Genomic DNA, 18,505 nt, shown 5'->3' on the forward strand with positions numbered 1-18,505 from the left:
TGAAGATGAAGATGAAGATGAAGATGAAGATGAAGATGAAGGGCATGGTTCAAGCATGACTTGAGTAATACTCGGGTTCTTCTCAGGAGCTGCTTGAGCATTTACTTTTCGTTGCTTGGCTGATGCTTGAGCATTACTTGCGGATTTCCCCCAACGTACTTGAGCTGCATTTTTAGCTTTATCAGATTTCATTTGCTGATTTTGCAATGCCTGGCTTTTTAAACTGCTTAAGAAATTTGAATGAATCTGCTCAGACTCGACTTCAAACAATTCTAGGGCCATCAGAGTATTTAACAAAGTTTTAGCCTTGGTGTGCTGCGGTAATTTCGTGATGCTACATACAGTAGCTAGGTCGTGAGGAATGTCACCATTTTTCCAGAAATCCATCATTAACAGCAGTGCCGCACCAATTTGTTCTGCTGTCATTCGTGCAAATTTCGCCTGTAGGTCGCCAATATAGAGTGGCATCCAAATTGAAATATCTTTATGCATGTGTTCACCTTTTTATAGGTATAAAGGGGCTGAGGTCATCAATTAGATGACCTTTTATGTTTGTTTTATGAGTGAGCGAGACTCATTAAGCGGACACGGGCCTGTTGAGCTAAGTCATCGTAATGAGCTTGCCCTTCATCCAGCATTCGCTGTAGCCAGAGTCTCAACGCCTGGTGATCATCGAAGCATTTATTGATTTCCAGCAAAAAGGCCAGATTGTGCAGTTTGGGAATGTGTAACTCGTGAATAAGTTCACGCGCGACCATATCTGCTTCTGGGCTAACGACTACGCCGCCAAAGAAAGCTTTACTGTTCATGGGCAAGCTCCTCTGTATTGAGTCTCTCCAGCATGGCTTCAAAAGCACTACCATCGCGACGTGTAACATTCGGAATGTAGCGGCTATAGACTCGAAACAGCATTTCAGTGGTTGAATGTCCCAGCTGGCGTGCGATCCATTCCGGGTTCTCGCCTGCAGATAACCATAATGTTGCAGCGGTATGACGTGTTTGATAAGCACGACGGGGCTTTAACCCTAAAAAGCGTAATAGGGGGTGCCAGACACGCTTGTTTACCAAGCGATAATCGAGAGGTCCACCATCACGATTGCAGAAAACAAAACTGGATTTACCATTATTTAAGCTTTTCTGTTGCAGAAAGGCCTGATAAACCCGATCACTCATTTGGATCGTGCGGTCAGAACCATACGTTTTGGTTCCACCAAGAACACCATTCACCAATGCTTCACGAATGTGGATTTCCCGACGTTGTAAGTCCACATTTTTCCATTGCAAGCCATCGATCTCACTGGTGCGCATACCTGTGAAAAATCGAACAGTATAATAAGGCTTAAAATCATCACGAACTGTGGCAAGGATTGCGTGTACTTCCTTTAATGAAAAAGGTGTTACTTCAATCTTTCCTTGCTTTAAGTTCTTGATATTTTTATAAGGGCTATCAAATTCATATCGTTCGGCAGCACTATCGAGTATCATACGAAGCACTATCATAATCTGGTTGATTCTTGATGGTGAAAGGCATTCTTGGTTTTTTCCGTGAGTCACTTTGGCGAGGGATGAACGGAATCCAAGAATGTCTGACTTTTTAATATTAATAACAGGAATTGCGCCAAAAAAAGGGATCAAGTACTTTTTGATTACAATTTGAATTTTCTCCTTATAGCTTGTACGCCACTCTATTTCTTTATCAGTGAACCAGATTTCACAGAACTTTGAAAATAGAGGTGTTTTAGAGCTGATTTCATTTACTCTGTTTTCTGCATTTTTGATTTCTTTCAAACGAGAACTTTTTGGAAAGTACTTAGCATAGTCAAAAATACCCAATAAGATTTCCGCTTCCATTCGCTCAATCACTTTTTCAAGCTTTTTGCGATTTGGAGCATTGTCTTCAAGAGCTGTTGTTTCACGACAACGGATGTTTAAGTATCGAAAATCGACACATAACTTACCGTATCTAGTACGGATGGCAGCCATAATAATATCCTCCTTATTGAAGTTGTAGGCTGTGTAGCGAGCCTAAAGTGGTTTTAGTCATATCTTCTTCAATACGCTCCCATACATATAAAATTTTGCGTCCACCAAAAGGGCGGATGTAATGAATGCCTTCGATTAGAACACTGTCCTTCAACTGATTACGGATGGTACGCTCGTTGTAATGGATTCGTTCCGCCAGTTCTTTTGTAGTAATATAAGTAAGATTCATGTCTGTATCCTTTTATAAAGTATCACAATAGTGTTATTTAAGGTCACAATGCAATAATAGATGCATTTAAGACACCATGCAAGTACTTTATTACACAATGGTGGTAATTAATGATAGTTTGTAACTTGCCTGTTCTTTTGGCAGAACGAAGAATGAAAGTAGCTGATGTAGTGCGGGCGACTGGAATGAGTAAGACAACATTACATAAGTTATATAATGGTCAATCGACTCGAATAGATTTTGAAACGTTAGAGAAATTGTGTGTATTGCTTAATGTTGAAGTGGGTGATTTATTAAAATTTAAGAAAAATGAAGAGCAAAATGATTGATTGAAAGAGAATAAAATTGAGTTTTTTATCATAAGTAAATGTTTTAATTATGTATTTTTGGTGACCAAATTTGGTCACCATAAAAATTAATAAAATAAAAAATACTAAAATTGATGGAAAAAATAGAAATCAAGTGTATGGGGGAGGTGTTCTGATTATTTATAATGAAATTGATTAAAAAAATACCAAAATAGTGAATGTGTTGATTTGTATATGATAAAGGGAAGGCACGTTTAGGGCACTTTTGGTCACGCACCAGCTTCAAAAAACACGTTGTCTAAAAATTTTAGAACTTCTTCCAAAGCTGGAACAGAGAGGTTTTAGAAAAAATATTATTAATAATCAACAATAAAAAAGCCCCCATCTTTCGATGAGGGCTTTTTGAATCTGGAGCGGGAAAGGAGACTCGAACTCCCGACCCCAACCTTGGCAAGGTTATGCTCTACCAACTGAGCTATTCCCGCGGAGTCTATAAAGTTTTTTAAATGAAAAAACTAAATGAAAAAATTTTGAGCGGGAAAGGAGACTCGAACTCCCGACCCCAACCTTGGCAAGGTTATGCTCTACCAACTGAGCTATTCCCGCATGCCGTGTATAATACAGCATGCAAAAATGTGGTCAACACCTTTGTTAAAAATCTTGCATCAATTGCATAAAATAAAAGCAAAATGCTGTAGATTAGACAATAAATAACCAATATTCATATAGAAATCAATGAAATTTCACCACAATCAACGGATTGCACCTGAACAGATTACCGAAATACTCGGCAGAACAAGGTATACTGGGATTATATTTTTGAAGATTGGAGTCAGGCCATGAGCTTAGAACAACAACTGAAAGATCGTTTGGCGCAATTATCCCCAACCCATTTGGAAGTGGTGAATGAGTCTTCGGGTCATGGTGGTTATTTCCCGGGAAAAGAATCGCATTTTAAAACCGTGATTGTGAGTCAGGCATTTGCCGGTTTGCGCCCCGTCCAGCGTCATCAGAAAGTTTATGCTGCTGCGGGTGATCTGCTGTCAAAAGACAAGATTCATGCGCTGGCCATTCATGCATTTTTGCCTGAAGAATGGGCAGGTCAGGATACGACCAGTCCTGCTTGTGCACACGCACCTAAAAACTAAGAGGAAATGATGGAAACCCAACTTTTAGTCAAGATTATCCATATGTCGGTAGCAGGACTGGCGATTGTCGCCATTCTTGCCCGTGCCTTGACCTTGTTTGTCGGCACACAGGGAAATATGCCTAATCCGTTAGCACGTACAGCGCTAGTCGCTTTACAGCATTTAGCTATCACGGTGATTGCACTGACCGGTATAGTATCGCTCGTCCTGAAAGACTTTGATGTACAGCCTTGGTTCTATGCCAAAGTCATTTTATTTTTGGTGCTGGTGTCCTCGCTAGGCAAAGCCTATAAAAAAGATGATTCGATCTTGCTGTCGCAGCGTCGGGCTGGCTTAGTTATTGCTGTAGTTTCATTGGTGTCTATTCTGGCTTTGGTGATGATCAAGCCGAATTTTGGCTAAAAGCAGGCTGGCTGTGATGATCAGCACAGCCAGTCCATGCAAATAATTAGAAAATACAAATGTTGTAAAAGTAATTAAAAATGTGAGGAGGGGGACATGCGTACACGTGTGGTATTTAATCAAAAGGTTTTCGGGCATGGATCTTTTTACAAATAATTGTGTCAATCTAGAAGTAGTTCCTGTATGAGAGTAATAAAATTTCCTTCTGAATTGAAACTCTAACTTAGTGGTGAGAGAGTAAAAAAGTGTCATACTGGTTTACTCTCAATTCTTTGATTGATTTTATGTAGTAATCTCAAACTTAACAAACAATTAAGATTTATACTAAAGCAATTCCGAATAATCTAATAAAATTTATTAGAGTAATAAAATTTCATAGTGATATGAAGATTCTTGAGAATTCACAAGATGTAATATTTATAATTTTCAATTATATATTCATATATGGGAATAAAAATAATAATAGAGGAATAGTAAGTGTACAAAGAGCTGTTTGAGTACCAATAATATTGTTAATAGCTTGGTAGTCTCCTCCAATTTGCTTAATCATAATACTTGCACTTGTACTTCCAGGAGCTGCTGCGTATAGCATACAGATTAATATCAATTGACGGTCATACTCAAAGTAAAGCATGGTGTATACAACCATTAGAGGGAAAATGAGTAATTTGACAATAGAGCAGTTAATGACACCTAACATCATTCTTTTTTTGAGTTTTACAGATATTCCTGCCCCTATCGCCAGAAGACTCACTGCAAGTGATGCTTTACCTAAAATGTCCAAGCTATTATTGATAAAGTTTATTTGCAAAAGCTGAGGATGATCTATAGCAATATAATTTAAAACTCCACCTATTAGACAAGATATAACTAATGGATTTTTTATGACATTGACGATAGATGAACTGAAATTTGCTTTGTCTGAAGCATAAAGGCTCAATAAAAAAGTGCCTATTATTGTTGATGTGAAAATCATGCTTCCCGTAATAATTGCTACTGCTGGGATAGAAGATGGTCCCAAGTAGATCAGAGTAACACCGATAAATACATAGCTGTTATATCTGAATGAACCTTGAATAAAGGTGATCCAAAATAATTTATCTTTAAATAATGGCTTTAAGCACCATAGAATAAATATTAGTAATATCACTAATAAGTTTAAAACAATAATAAATGACTTATCTAAATCGCCAATATCGGCATGCATTAAGCTGTTTACTATGAGCGCTGGGAACATAATATAATAAACAATTTTATTTAACCCGTCCCAAAGTGCGCCATCTCTGAGCCAATAGTTAGCAATTAGATACCCAATAAACATAGACAGTATGATTGGAAATACTGAGTTAAAAATATTCATAAATATCCAAAAAAAAGAAGGTTATAGGTCAAAATCGCCTATAACCGGAGCAAAAACTGTAACTGTGAATATTTTTAATATTTAGCTATTAACAAGCAAACTCAGCATATTGAGTTCTTTGTCCACGGCTACGGAAAAGTAAACGATGTGCGGAAGATAGGTCATTAACCAGTGGAATGCCTGTAGGTAATGGCTTTCTACTGTGCATTGCTAATCGATTATTAAAGATAATGAAAGATCCAGTTTTGCTGACAGATTCAGCATAGTTACAGTCTAAAACATTGTTTCTAAGCTTATCAATGATGTGTTCAAGATTCTCATCTTCCATACGGAAGCGCTTTCCAACTTCTTTATCAATGCGGAAATCAAGGTTGTAACGAATGACTTTACCCGTTTCATCCTTTTCAATGATTGGTTTGATCTGCTGCAATTTAGTACCAACCACATTTTTCCCAGAGATAAAGATTCCCTTGGCATTAGAGATTTTTTCAAAATCTTCTTTATTTAAAGTGCTTAGTATTTCTTCACAAGAGAAAACTAAAGTAGGAGTGCTGGTCTTGTCACGGCATGTAGTTAAACTTAGTAAGTCAACTTCAACTGACTCATAGACATCATCGCAATGCGGTGAAATTACTTGTGCTCCGTGACTCCACTCACCAAATGACTTACCTTCAGCTTTTGGATAAACCAATTTGTGCTTTTCATGAGGATATGTGTAATCTTTGACTCCGAAAATATGGGTAGATAATGCTTCATGCACTAAATACGCTAATTTTTCATCATCAATTGAAAATAAGTTAGTTAAACAAACAGCCAAGTTAGGGCTATCAGTTAAAAAATCATTGAATTGATTAAATTGTTCTTCAGTAATTCCTTGTTTTAAAATATCAGCAATATCTAAAATGCTTTTTCGATCTATTTTAAGTTCTGAATTTTTATAATATTCATCAATTTTTTCACCAACCGCTGACAAATTTAAATTCAAAATTATTTAAAACCTCTTTATAAAAATTGAAAATTATTGTAATCAATACAGACAGATCTGTATATTTTTAGAAATTAGCATAGTTTTTTGTAAAAAGAAAATATTTTTTAAATAAATTATTAAATGCATTAAAAACATATACTTACATTTACTTTTTTATTGAAAATAAATTTATATATGTATTTCTTGATACACAGGTCAAACATGATAGTAAAACTATGCCATTTTTTTTGATTTATTTTTATTCAAAATATGAAAGGGTGTTTTTTTTGCTTTTTTTATTTAAGAGATTACTTTTATTAAATAATTTCAGACGATAGTAAGAACTAAATTTTAATTCTTACTATATATTTTATATATTAAATATCATTCATTTTAGACCAAAATTTATTCCAGCTATCACAATATTCGAGAGCTTTAGCTTTGATTTTATCTGGCTGACTAAAGTGAGAGACTTGGTTTAATAAAATCCATAAATCATCTTCATGTTCATCGTCGGCTGCATTCAGATCTGCATCTATAGTAGTTCCATGAACATTATAATATCCATAATTCGTATCAATATTTAAATGACTAAGAGATTTCTTTAAAGGGGCAGAAAATTTAATTACTTGCATTTCAGCGATTGCTAATAGAAGAACTATATCGCAATAGCTTGTATAAGAATTTTCTAAAGTTGCTCTTAAAATTGATGATTCTTCAGAATGTTTATATGTCTTAATCATTTCTTCTGAAATATTAAGTTGCTCCAAGACATTTCTGTATAAACAAAAATGCGAGTTAAGTGGAGATATTTCATAGTTAGTATTTGCGACTAATCCAAATTCATCTGATATGTTAAATGATAATAAAAATCTTGCATACATTTTGACAGTTGGTTCAAATAACTGATCTAGCTCTTTTGCTGACCATTGTGCAGCTAATAGTGCATCTGTAAAAATCTCTACAATTGCGTTCTTATACTCTAAATGTATTTTTTGAATTTTTTCTAAGTCAAACTCACCATTATTTAATGAAGAAATAATGTTATGATTAAATAATTGATGATTGTTTATTTCATTCCTTATATTATTGATAGTCAATGAATTTTCTATCCAATTCTTTTCATCGACCGTATCCTTTAATAATTGTATAGTTGTGGCTCTTGCTGTAGCTTTTTCATTTAGCATAGAATTCATAGATTTTCCTAATTTTATGTACAGACTATTCTGTATTTATTTGTAATAATTATCCACTAATTTGAGGTAATCAATGTCAAAAAAAAGACAAGATATTTTATTTAAAGCTATTGAACTTTTTAATGAATTTGGTTACACCAATGTGGGAATCGATAAAATTATTTTTGAATCAAAAGTAGCGAAAATGACTTTTTATAAGTATTTTCCTAGTAAAGAAAATTTAATTCATGAGTCCTTGAGACTGCGTGATAGTCTTCTTAGAGAAAGTATTAATAATTATTTAAATCTTAATCAAGTTAATGATATTAATAAACTAAAGCTATTTTTTGACTGGCATGAAAACTGGTTCAATAGCCAAGATTTTTTTGGTTGTATGTTTATTAAAGTAGTGGATGAGCTTCCTCATGATGATGAAGCCTTCACTATTGCCATGAATCATAAGAATTGGGCAACAGAAAGAATTTTCTATATTCTCGAAGGAATGAATATAAAAAATCCTGAGTCTTTAGCTTTCCAAATTAGATTTATTTTAGATGGCGCTATTGTAAATGAAAATTTATTTAAAGATAAATTAGCGGTCAAAAATGCGTGGAAAGTAGTAGAAGAATTAGTGCTTAGTAGAGTTGAACAGTAATTCAAAACTTCTTTAAGTGATATAAAGCCAGCTCATTTTTTGAATTGGCTTTTCCATCCATCGTTATCTTAATATCAACATTAGTGGGTGAGCGTTTGATTTACTGCTTCCAATTTAGAAACTTACAGCTATACGAGTGTAACTATTACACATTTCCATAAGTACATCTACCTGTATCTGATCAATCTGGACACCATAAACTATCATTAAATAAATTTTGAAAAAACTGGACTCTAATAGTTCTGTTTTTTAAGCATTTGAATGTTTCTATCAGAACTTACTATTCAATTTTGGCAATTGGTTCGCAAGTGCAGGAAAGAAAGAAATATGTCAAAAGAGCGATTAGCATTGCTTTGTAATATGGATCGTAGTTAATTTGGACTAATTGAAAGAGGGGAAGGTGAACTTAACATTAGAAAAAATTTATGATTTAGCAAAAAAATTGAAAGTACTATCTATTCAATTATTACCATAATTATAGGTGAATTATATTTCAATAATTTGTAAAGTAGCTTAGTAACAATAATTTATATCTATAGAGGGGATTTTATGGAAAATCAATACACTAAAATTATGAAAGAAATGCTGGAATTACAGGATTCTATCAATAGTTTAATAAATAAGGATTGGAGAAATGCACATAATCCTTGGTATAGAGCGATATGGACTGAATGTGCAGAATTAATGGATCATATCGGTTGGAAATGGTGGAAAAAGCAAGAAATCGATGTTGAACAAGCTCAAATAGAGTTAATAGATATTTGGCACTTTGGTCTTAGTGATATTCTTCAAAGAAAAATAACAATTGATGAAATTTCAAAAGAGTTAGAAAAAGTTAGTTTGAAACCTTTGATAGAAATTCATCGTACACCTATCGAAAAAGATGAAATATTAAAAAAAGTTGAAGATTTCATGGCTTTTACAGTGACACATAAGAAGTTTGATATCAAAAGTTTTATGAATCTCTCACTTATGTTGTCTCTTGATATGGTTGAAATCTATAAACTATATGTTGCGAAAAATGTATTGAATAGCTTTAGACAGCATAATGGATACAAATCTGGAGAATATATAAAAATTTGGAATAATCGTGAAGATAATGAACATTTATATGAGATTTTGAATAAATATTATGAAGATAAGATTGATATTCAATTGTCTAGTTATCTATATACACAATTAGAACAACGATATAAGCAAATAGAAAAATAAGTAGAGTATTTATTAATGTTTCAAAGTGATGATCAGTGGAAATATTTTGTAGACACTGGGGTTTGGCCTAAAAGAAATCAATTTGCTCCTCAAGAGTGGATAACTAATTTTGACTCTGATGAGCAAAGGTTTGCTAGAAGACTATTAGAAAAATTCTCTTATTTTTCAGAAGATATGGTCAGACAGTTGTTTAAAAGTAGTTTTATCTCTCTTTCAAAGTATGTTCTAAAAGATAAAAATGACACAAATTTGTCAGCAAGAGAATGGGAAGAATTCTTAAATAATCTATATATATTGAAAGTGACTGGGGAAAATCCAAGTGATGCTGATAGTGGATTTATTTTTACAAGGATGTCTAGAGATATTCTAGGGATACCTGAATCAAGATTACTTAACTCTAGTACTTTTATTCAAACGATACAATCAAATCCTAAAGCAAATTTCGTATTTGTAGATGACTTTGTAGGATCAGGAAGCCAATTCGTTACTTTATGGAAGGAACAGAAAATTGCTGAGGGCGTAACCTTCGATAGTTTATATAAGTCTTATTCTAATCATAGATTCTTTTATTGTCCGGCTATATGTACAAAACGAGGCTATGACTATATTAAGAGTAATTGCCCTGTAGAAGTAATACCTGCACATTTATATACGGATTTACATAATGCTTTAAACCCAGATTCTTATATTTGGCGAGATTTCTCTAAAGATGGACCAATTTTTATTCGAGATATGAGCGTTAAAGCCGGTATACCGGAATTAAATGGTGGAGTACATGAATTAGGCGATGGAAATAAAATCGTTAGTTGGCAAGGCTATCTCAGTTTAGGTTTAACTTTAGCGTTTAACCATGGTTGGCCGGATGCTACATTACCATTATTTTATCACAGTGAAAGAGATTGGAAGCCTCTTTTAAAGAAGGGCGAATTATGAATAACTATCTGATTAGATTAAAGCAAGCACAAAATTTATTAGGTCTTTACCGAGCAGAGTGGTTAAGTTCAAAATTATTTGATCATTTTAATGAACCAGGATATTTTTCAGAACTAAAAACAAATAGGCCGTGTGTTTTGATTGGTGGTAGAGGTACAGGTAAAACAACTGTACTTAAAGGGCTTTCTTACACAGGACAATTAGCTCTAAATAAATCCTCAGATGCCAATAGCCAAATTAAGGATTGGAAATCTATAGGTATTTATTACAGAGTGAACACTAATAGAGTAGCAACGTTTAGTGGAAATGATGTTTCTTTAGATAGATGGATAAGTTATTTCAGCCATTATATTAATTTATGTTTTTGTCAGGAATTGGTGAGGTTTGCTTTATGGTATGAAAAAATTACAGGTGAAAAAATTGAAATAACTGAGAGAAAATGGAGAAGTATTAAAACAGTATTGCAATTAGATGAGGTTATTGATTCTTTAGAGTATTTAGAAGAAGAGCTAGAAATTTCTTTATTGGAGTTTGAGTCTTCTATCAATCAAGTGGTTGACGATCCACCAAGTAAAATTACGATGCAAGGGTTGCCAATTGATATTCTGAGTGAGGCTTTGATTTCAGGTACAGTATTAGAAGGTAAGCAATTCTTTTTCTTAATTGATGAGTTTGAAAATTTTCAAGATTATCAACAACAAGTACTAAATACTCTCATTAAACATAACAATAGCTTTTATACATTTAAAATTGGTGTAAGAGAGTTAGGGTTTAGACAAAAGGCAACTTTAAATAAAAATGAACAGTTAACTTCACCAGCAGATTATGTACGAATTGATTTAACAGAAAAATTTCAAAATAGTACAGGTAATAAAGAAGCCAATAAGTTTAAGGAATTTGCTGAGGCTGTAGTTAATAGTCGTTTAAATGACTCAAGTTTTCTCGGGCAGAAAGAGGAAATAAAAATAACTGATCTTTTACCATCTTTATCACAGCTTGAGGAAGCTAACTTACTATTAAAAAATAGTCACTTAGAATGGTTGAAAGATTTAGAAAAACAAATCGATAAAAACCTTTATGAAAAAGCTAAAGAGATACAACCAGGTTATCTTTTTTTCATAAAATACTGGAGTGAAAAGGAAAAAGATAAAAGTTTTTCTGACTTGGTTGAAGATTGGATTTTAAATGGGAAAGATTCTTGGAATTCTAGACTGAATAATCATTTCTATGCATCTTTATTTTCTATTCGAGCACGTAAAGTGGGTATTAGAAAATATTATACAGGTTGGGATACTTATCTAAGTTTAGCTAATGGTAATATTCGTTACTTATTAGAGTTGGTACATGCTGCATTATTAGAGCATTTAAATGTATTAGAAGAAACTAATACAACTAGTCTTATTCCAATTCCTTATGATTTACAAACTAATGCTGCAATTCAAATTGGCCGAAAAAATTTATCTGAATTGGAGGGGCTTAGTGTTGAAGGGGCAAAACTCACAAAGTTGCTATTAAGCCTAGGACGTGTTTTTGGTGTATTAGCTGCTTCACCTTTAGGACATACACCTGAAGCTAATCAATTTCAATTGATGAGCGACTCAGATGTGGTAACTGAAGATACCGTAACCAATATCCTTACTCAAGCAGTGATGCATTTAGCGTTAACTAGGACTCCAGGCAGTAAGCTAACTGATATAACTGATATTAGGGATTATGATTACATGATTCATCCTATCTTTTCTCCATTTTTTGTATTCTCCTATAGAAAAAAACGTAAGATAACTTTGCAATCCAGTAGTCTTCTGAAATTAGTTCTCCAGCCTAAAGTGGGTATTAAAGAAGTACTTGAAAATTCTAATCGTAATGAAAGCTTAGATTTTCAACTGCCTGATCAACTTCAGCTGTTTGGAAATTATTATGAATAAATTAAAAAATATACCCATTTATACTGATACTTTTCAACAAGTAGGGGAATTTAAACCACTCGATCATAGTGTCTATGTATTTGGCTTAACAGACGAAGTTAGAAGTCAACATATTGCTGATTGGAGGAGTTCCACAGTCAATGTAAATTTCATTGAAATTTCAGAGAAAACAAACAGCTCTTTCATTATTAATAGTGATATTTCGAATGAGATTTTTTTGAGAAGCGATCAAAATCTTGCAAAATTGTGGAAAGATATACCAGAAAAATCGAATGTCTATATAGATATAACAGGTCTCTCTCATTCCACTTGGGCGGGATTATTAAAGTCTGCAATTGATAGCGGTCATAAAGTATTAGTTGTATATGTAGAACCAGGTTTATATAGTAGAAGTGATGCACCTCTTGAAGGACAGATTTATGATTTAAGTGAAAAAATTACTGAAATATCACCTTTGCCTGGATTTGCAGTACTTGCGCCTAAAAAAGCAGAAACTATGTTTGTTCCCTTGCTCGGTTTTGAAGGTACTCGATTAAAATATATTATTGAACAAATTCAGCCTGCTAATGAACATATAATTCCTATTATTGGGTTACCGGGATTTAAACCATGGTATGTGTTTGAAACTTTGAAAGGGAATAAAGCTTCCTTAGTTGAAACCCATGCGTGGCAATCAATTAGATATGCTCCTGGGGATTGCCCATTTAGCTGTTATTATTTATTAAATGATGTATATACTAAGTATCAAGATCAACATATTAAAATAGCACCTATAGGAACTAAACCTCATGCTCTAGCAGCCGTCATGTTTGCACTGAACCATCCTCAAATAGAGATAATCTATGATCATCCTGTTAGAAAGGCAGGGAGAACGGATGGATCTTCAAAGCTACATGTTTATCATGTTTCTAGTATTGTTAAGCCAAATCCGACTAGAACACAAGATTTCATAAGAAGTTTAAGAACCCGTAGGGTAAGTGGAACTTAATGATAGACCAACATTTTACTCCTCCTTTATTGGCAAACCTTTTAGTCAATTCTTTGCCACCTGTATTTGAACCTTCTTGTATTGCAGATTTTGCAGTTGGTGAAGGCAGCCTAATTTATGCTGCCTTAAAAAGGTGGCCTAGAGGAGTAAATGTTGTAGCAAATGACCTATGTCTAAATACTCTAAATTTATTACAGAACAATGATTGGAATAAATTTAATATTAATTTTTTAGATACTGAAGCTGTCACCAATTCAGAATTAAAAAAATTTGAACATAAAATTGATTTAATTTTATTAAATCCTCCTTTTAGTCAAAGAGGTATCAAACCAATATTATGGGAAGGTATGGATATAAAAATTAAATCAGGGCTAGCACTTAATTTTATTTATAAATCTCTTAATTTTCTTAAACCAGGTGGTTTCTTAGTTGCTGTTGTTCCTAATGGATGTTTGACAAGCCAAAGAGATGAAAAAGCATTAACATACTTAAAAGAAAATTATAAATTTAAAATTGTTACTCATAATAGAGAAGCTACTTTCGAGAAAGTAAGAGTAAAAACATCAATCATTATGATTGAAAATATAAAACCGACTTATTATCAGAAGAATATTCAATTATCTACTGATAGATTAAATCCAAGAGTATTTAGAGGAAAATTTCAGATGCATACCGTATCAAGTAAAATCCTCACTGATGGTTATCCATTAGTTCATACCTCTTCATTAAAAAACAATACGATTAATCTTTTAAATTGTTTTAAGGTCATTAATAAGAACTCTATAGTAAAGGGTCCTGCAATTTTATTTCCTAGAGTAGGTAATTTTAATCAGGAAAAAATTTGTATTCTATCTTCAGGACTTGAAATAGTAATTTCTGACTGTATTTTTGCCGTAAAATGTCAGAGTTTAGCTGAAGCAGAATGCTTAAAAGAAGCTATATATAAGTATTGGGATGATTTTAAAAAGAATTATTCAGGAACAGGAGCTCTCTATAGCTCCTTAGATAAAATGGAGTATTTTATAAACAGTTTATATCTAAGTAAGTATGCTCAATTAAAAGAAATCGCTGCTTAAACTATATCAAGCAAATCGTTTAGACAATCTCTTCATTTTTTAAACCTTTATAGACTGCTCCCACTATCCTAGACATGAATAGCCACCAAAATTCTAGACACACATAACCATCTTTTGATGGGCCTTTTCATAATCTAATGGAGAACGCTGACCATTGGAACCATGTCTGCGTTTTGAGTTATAGAACATCTACTCGATCTGTAAGGCTCGCAATTAAGCCTGCTGTTGCACTGATGCTGTCTATTCAGGATAAGCAAACCCTACCAAATTTAGAAAAAATTAAAGCTTATTTGAGTAAATATTCGGGGCAAGCTGCTGCATTAACAGGATTTATTAATTTTTTAAATGATCAATATAAAACGAATATTGATTATATTTCTTTAAGAAACTCTAAGTTTATTAAAGAAGCAAGCATAAATTGGAAAAAGAATTGATTTCTATGATAAGTCACAATACTGATTTTGATGTCTTAGCATGGGTGAAAAACGGATTACAATTTTTCCATCGTATGAGCTATCAGGATTCATTGAAGATCAAGATAGAAATGATTGTTGAAATCAAAGATGGCTATAATATTTCATTTAATAACCAAAATTATTGGTTGCCTCAGAATATTGATCCATTTTTTGAAAAGTAGGTCTAAATTTTCAATACTTCAATATATATATTTAGTTTAATATATTGGTAATTTATTAATAAAGAAAAAATAATGGGCTTAAAAGATTTGCTTGGTTTGAAAGAAAGTGATGAAAAAAAATTACGTGAAGGATTAGCGCAACTTAGGGCTTTAAACGATTATTTATCAGCTAAGTATTCTTTAAGGTCAGACTTAAGAGATTTAACGGATAATCGTTATACAGTTAGTTCACTTCTACAAGGTGAATTGGATAAGATTAAAGCTCAACAGCAAAATTTAATTATTAAAACAAATGAGTTATCTCTCCTTAAAGCTAAATTAGATGAATCTCTAGTTGCTATTGAAAAACTTCAATCAGTTTTAGTTAATGATGAAAATGGTCAATCTACTTATTCACGTTTATTAGAAGTAACCAATGAAGATAATTTAGATATTTTGGAAGTGGAGTCCGAGAAAATTCATACGGCTTACAGTCAATTATTTGATCGAAATGGTGAGGATACTTCTAAAATTGATCGAGTAAATTATGAAATTGACAAAATTTCAGATCAATACGCAAATTTGTTTAATGAACTGAATGATAATGATGAAACGAAAGTCAAAGAATACGAAAGAAAAATTAATGAGTTAGTTGCATACTATGACGATTTATTTATTTCCGATGATCCTGATAATAAAAGTAAAAATGAGCAGATGAATTTTCAATTATCGAGGATTCAAAATTTTTATGACAAAATATATGGTAATGAAGAAAAAAATATTACGGCTTTAAGTAAAGATTTAGATAGCCGATTAGAAAACTTAAAAAAAGTAGAAGAAAGAGCAAAATCAGTCATTGGCTTGTCTAGTGAAGCAGGGCTTGCAGGGGGCTTTGTTGTAAAGGGGAAAGAAGCTAAAGAAGGACAAAAAATTAGCATTATTGTATTTGTTATCGTTGTATTAGCAATTTTTGGATTTAATTTTTATTTGTTTGATAAATCAGATTTTTTAAACATGAAATGGGATACTTTTTTATTCAAATTATTGATCAACGCACCTTTGATTTGGATAGCAACAATTGCAAATATAAATTTGAATCGTTTTTCTAAATTAGAGCAAGAATATTCTCATAAAGAAGCATTGGCTAAATCTTATGAACGGTACAAAACAGAAATTCAAGAACTTGAACAGTTAGGAGTTACTGGTTCTGAAGAGCTTAAATTGAAACTTTTAGAAATCAATCTTGAAGCATTTAAAGTTAATCCTGCTGAACATTCTGATAAAGCTAAGCCTGATTTCTCAATATGGGATTTGGTTCAGAAGAAAAAAGATGAGAAACCTAGTGATAGTAATTGAAGATAAGGTACATGTTTCTCAAGGTATCCGATTTTTTAATTTAAATAGATTTTTGATTTACACCTTTTGATAGTTCTTCCACATGTTTAGAGTACCGATCAGTCAAATATGCCGATTAATGTGCTGAAAAAACAGGAGAAGAACCCGAAATTATTGAGTATATGTCTGGGCCTCCAAGTGTGAGAGTTACTGGAAAAGTCTACCATCCATTCCTATTCGTGCTTTATTAGTCATTTTCATTCCAAGTAGACCATTAATATGTAAAATTATATAGCCAATTTTGCCGATACCTAACGATTCATACTCACACCACGCTCAGAAAAATATTGCTTCAGTTAAATATTACTTTTATTAAGTAATTTTCGTAGAGAGCTTGTATTAGGGAAGCCTGTTAAATGACCTGCATATTCAATTTTATACCCATTCTCGATTAATGATTTAGCTTCTTCTAATCTGATCAAATTAATGTATTTATGTATAGTAATCCCAGTAAAAGTTTTAAATGATCGCTGTAAGTGTCTTAAGGATATATTATGATCTTCGGCAAGTTGTGATTGATTAATATTCTGGGTGTAGTTCTTAGAAATATAATCTTGGACTTTATGAATTAAAGGACTAATATGATTTCGATATTGAATATGAGTAGAATGCTGAGAATCATTCGACATTCTACGTCTATACACAACTAAATCACGCGCTACTTGCAGTGATAGATTTAAATTAAAACATTTTTCAAGTAAGTATAAAATTAAGTCAATTCCCGCTGTAACACCAGCGGTAGTAAAAATATTTTTATCTTGGACAAAAATTTGATCGGGAACTACCTGTAGTTGTGGGTATTTCTTTTGAAGTATATTCGTAAGAGAATGATGTGTAGTACATTTTTTTTGGTCTAGAAGACCAGACTGAGCAATTAGAAAACAGCCTGTACAGATACCAATTAAAGTAATATTGGGATTATAAATTGAATTAAGCCATTTGGCACTTAAAATGCTTTCAGGATCTTTAAATATCTCATCTTTATACTGACTAGCAGTAACTATAACTATTGAATTATCTTCAATTACCGTTGGTGGAGGATCGATGTTAATAACTTTTAAATTCTGAGCTGAATTAATTTTATCGATGAAACCGATATAATGTATTTCAAAGTTTGCTCCTAATAAAATAGCTTCTTGTAGGGCTTGGGCAGGCCCAGCTAAATCAAGTAGATGAAAGTTTTTATTTAATAAGAAATATATATTTCTACTATCACCCATCTCGCTGGACCTGTATTATCTAAAAATCAAAAATATTTTTTCATATTACGGATAATTTAAATGTATTACAAATTAGTTTTAAAAAATTTTACTATATTATCTACTGCTATTTTAGTAGCTTGAGGATTGAATACTATTGGTACATTTCCTCCCTTTCCTTGAAAAGCATAAGGATCGTAAAATGTAGATGATTCTTGACGGTTGTCGAAACCATGAGTTGCATTATTTAGCTGAATTAAATTGACCTTACTCGAATCCACTTTATTAAGTGTATGAGTGAGTTTTGAACAATCATCTGGTTTATCATAAAGATCTTTATTACCTGATATAATCAAAGTGTTAATATTATTTCTCAAATTTTTAAAATTATATCCCGGTACTTTATTGTAAGCCCAGCAAACTGGGTAGTTAGCAACCATCGCTTTTAACTCGGGTGGGGCATTATAGCTAGTATCACTTAATAACATAGATAATACGCCGCCCCATGAGAAACCTATTAATCCAATTTTTTGACTATTAACTTTTTCATTAGTTTTTAAATATTCAATTGATGCTAAAATATCTGGAATAGTTTCATTTACATGCTGTGGACGCGATAAACCTCCTTTCAGATTTCTTGCACTCCACATATCAATTTCAAGTGTAGCAAATCCACTTTTATTAAGATTTTCAGCATAAAGTTTTCCTCGCTCATCAACCCCACCAGATCCATGAGCAATAATAACGACTGGCGGAGTTGTAACATTACTAGGAATGGTTAATTTAGCAGGTAATATATTTTGTGATTTTGAACTTTGAATAGCGATATATGAATATTTTACGGGGTTATCGTAAACTTTAAAATTATCACCGTACGCATTCATATTAAAAAGCACTAGCACTGATAAAACAATTTTACTTTTTTTCATTTTTA

At 32.6% G+C, this 18,505-nt stretch carries 21 protein-coding genes, 2 tRNA genes and 1 pseudogene; 12 read left to right on the forward strand and 12 right to left on the reverse strand.

Annotated elements, in window-relative coordinates:
- The 4 genes from F890_RS00295 to F890_RS00310 form a co-directional block, all read right to left on the reverse strand.
- Positions 1 to 492 (reverse strand): DUF1376 domain-containing protein (locus F890_RS00295; protein ID WP_005265413.1); only part of this gene is annotated, 492 nt, incomplete at its 3' end.
- Positions 493 to 557: 65 nt separating this feature from the next.
- The gene (locus tag F890_RS00300) at positions 558 to 809 is read right to left on the reverse strand and encodes a hypothetical protein (RefSeq protein ID WP_005265407.1); all 252 of its coding nucleotides are present in this window, start codon (positions 807 to 809) and stop codon (positions 558 to 560) included.
- A complete protein-coding gene (locus F890_RS00305; RefSeq protein WP_005265408.1) occupies positions 799 to 1,983 on the reverse strand; it encodes a site-specific integrase in 1,185 nt (394 codons plus the stop codon). The genes F890_RS00300 and F890_RS00305 overlap by 11 nt, the downstream gene beginning before the upstream one ends.
- Before the next feature lie 13 nt (positions 1,984 to 1,996).
- Positions 1,997 to 2,212, reverse strand: coding sequence for a hypothetical protein (locus tag F890_RS00310; RefSeq protein ID WP_001054887.1), 216 nt, complete (start codon positions 2,210 to 2,212; stop codon positions 1,997 to 1,999).
- A gap of 110 nt (positions 2,213 to 2,322) precedes the next feature.
- On the opposite strand from F890_RS00310, the gene F890_RS00315 reads away from it, so the two are divergent.
- Positions 2,323 to 2,541: a helix-turn-helix domain-containing protein gene (locus tag F890_RS00315; RefSeq protein WP_010588955.1), complete on the forward strand. Its 219-nt coding sequence runs from the start codon at positions 2,323 to 2,325 to the stop codon at positions 2,539 to 2,541.
- 388 nt (positions 2,542 to 2,929) lie between these two features.
- Here the strand turns inward: F890_RS00315 and F890_RS00320 are convergent.
- Both F890_RS00320 and F890_RS00325 read right to left on the reverse strand, forming a co-directional pair.
- A tRNA-Gly gene (locus F890_RS00320) sits at positions 2,930 to 3,005 on the reverse strand.
- Positions 3,006 to 3,053: 48 nt separating this feature from the next.
- A tRNA-Gly gene (locus tag F890_RS00325) sits at positions 3,054 to 3,126 on the reverse strand.
- A gap of 233 nt (positions 3,127 to 3,359) precedes the next feature.
- On the opposite strand from F890_RS00325, the gene F890_RS00330 reads away from it, so the two are divergent.
- Positions 3,360 to 3,668 carry a BolA family protein gene (locus F890_RS00330; protein WP_004280957.1) on the forward strand — a complete coding sequence of 103 codons (309 nt, stop codon included), beginning with the start codon at positions 3,360 to 3,362 and terminating at the stop codon, positions 3,666 to 3,668.
- Positions 3,669 to 3,677: 9 nt separating this feature from the next.
- Entirely contained in the window at positions 3,678 to 4,070 is a 393-nt protein-coding gene (locus F890_RS00335) for a SirB2 family protein (RefSeq protein WP_005265414.1), read from the forward strand.
- A gap of 430 nt (positions 4,071 to 4,500) precedes the next feature.
- On the opposite strand, the gene F890_RS00340 is transcribed toward F890_RS00335, so the two are convergent.
- The 3 genes from F890_RS00340 to F890_RS00350 form a co-directional block, all read right to left on the reverse strand.
- Positions 4,501 to 5,430, reverse strand: coding sequence for an AEC family transporter (locus tag F890_RS00340; protein WP_005265415.1), 930 nt, complete (start codon positions 5,428 to 5,430; stop codon positions 4,501 to 4,503).
- An 88-nt stretch (positions 5,431 to 5,518) separates the two neighbouring features.
- Positions 5,519 to 6,415, reverse strand: a complete 897-nt coding sequence (locus F890_RS00345; protein WP_005265417.1) for a Fe(II)-2OG oxygenase family protein — start codon at positions 6,413 to 6,415, stop codon at positions 5,519 to 5,521.
- A gap of 359 nt (positions 6,416 to 6,774) precedes the next feature.
- A complete protein-coding gene (locus F890_RS00350) occupies positions 6,775 to 7,593 on the reverse strand; it encodes a hypothetical protein (protein ID WP_005265418.1) in 819 nt (272 codons plus the stop codon).
- 73 nt (positions 7,594 to 7,666) lie between these two features.
- Between F890_RS00350 and F890_RS00355 the strand changes: the two genes are divergently transcribed.
- The 9 genes from F890_RS00355 (at position 7,667) to F890_RS00390 (ending at position 16,333) form a co-directional block, all read left to right on the forward strand.
- A complete protein-coding gene (locus tag F890_RS00355; protein ID WP_005265419.1) occupies positions 7,667 to 8,227 on the forward strand; it encodes a TetR/AcrR family transcriptional regulator in 561 nt (186 codons plus the stop codon).
- Between the two features lie 549 nt (positions 8,228 to 8,776).
- Complete coding sequence (locus F890_RS00360) at positions 8,777 to 9,439, forward strand: dUTP diphosphatase (RefSeq protein WP_005265420.1); 663 nt, start codon at positions 8,777 to 8,779, stop codon at positions 9,437 to 9,439.
- Positions 9,440 to 9,454: 15 nt separating this feature from the next.
- Positions 9,455 to 10,372 (forward strand): phosphoribosyltransferase-like protein, encoded by a 918-nt coding sequence (locus F890_RS00365; protein WP_005265421.1) that lies wholly within the window; start codon positions 9,455 to 9,457, stop codon positions 10,370 to 10,372.
- Entirely contained in the window at positions 10,369 to 12,297 is a 1,929-nt protein-coding gene (locus F890_RS00370; protein ID WP_005265422.1) for an ORC-CDC6 family AAA ATPase, read from the forward strand. Before F890_RS00365 ends, F890_RS00370 begins: the two co-directional genes overlap by 4 nt.
- A complete protein-coding gene (locus tag F890_RS00375) occupies positions 12,290 to 13,285 on the forward strand; it encodes a hypothetical protein (RefSeq protein ID WP_005265424.1) in 996 nt (331 codons plus the stop codon). The genes F890_RS00370 and F890_RS00375 overlap by 8 nt, the downstream gene beginning before the upstream one ends.
- Positions 13,285 to 14,361: an N-6 DNA methylase gene (locus F890_RS00380; RefSeq protein ID WP_005265425.1), complete on the forward strand. Its 1,077-nt coding sequence runs from the start codon at positions 13,285 to 13,287 to the stop codon at positions 14,359 to 14,361. Before F890_RS00375 ends, F890_RS00380 begins: the two co-directional genes overlap by 1 nt.
- Positions 14,362 to 14,594: 233 nt before the next feature.
- Positions 14,595 to 14,795, forward strand: coding sequence for a hypothetical protein (locus F890_RS19295; RefSeq protein ID WP_005265426.1), 201 nt, complete (start codon positions 14,595 to 14,597; stop codon positions 14,793 to 14,795).
- Entirely contained in the window at positions 14,780 to 14,998 is a 219-nt protein-coding gene (locus tag F890_RS19300) for a hypothetical protein (protein ID WP_005265427.1), read from the forward strand. Before F890_RS19295 ends, F890_RS19300 begins: the two co-directional genes overlap by 16 nt.
- A 72-nt stretch (positions 14,999 to 15,070) precedes the next feature.
- On the forward strand, positions 15,071 to 16,333 hold the full coding sequence (locus tag F890_RS00390; RefSeq protein WP_005265428.1) for a hypothetical protein: 1,263 nt from the start codon (positions 15,071 to 15,073) through the stop codon (positions 16,331 to 16,333).
- Positions 16,334 to 16,373: 40 nt separating this feature from the next.
- Here F890_RS00390 and F890_RS19365 read toward each other — a convergent pair.
- From F890_RS19365 to F890_RS00400, 3 genes and pseudogenes are all read right to left on the reverse strand, one after another.
- A pseudogene (locus tag F890_RS19365) lies at positions 16,374 to 16,448 on the reverse strand (arsenical resistance protein ArsH); the annotation flags it as partial.
- A 220-nt stretch (positions 16,449 to 16,668) separates the two neighbouring features.
- The gene (locus tag F890_RS00395; RefSeq protein WP_005265429.1) at positions 16,669 to 17,592 is read right to left on the reverse strand and encodes a GlxA family transcriptional regulator; all 924 of its coding nucleotides are present in this window, start codon (positions 17,590 to 17,592) and stop codon (positions 16,669 to 16,671) included.
- Between the two features lie 65 nt (positions 17,593 to 17,657).
- Positions 17,658 to 18,500: a dienelactone hydrolase family protein gene (locus F890_RS00400; RefSeq protein WP_005265430.1), complete on the reverse strand. Its 843-nt coding sequence runs from the start codon at positions 18,498 to 18,500 to the stop codon at positions 17,658 to 17,660.
- Positions 18,501 to 18,505 lie beyond the last annotated feature (5 nt).

The sequence above is a fragment of the Acinetobacter sp. CIP 64.7 genome, from assembly GCF_000369745.1.
In the GTDB taxonomy this organism is placed as follows: domain Bacteria; phylum Pseudomonadota; class Gammaproteobacteria; order Pseudomonadales; family Moraxellaceae; genus Acinetobacter; species Acinetobacter fasciculus.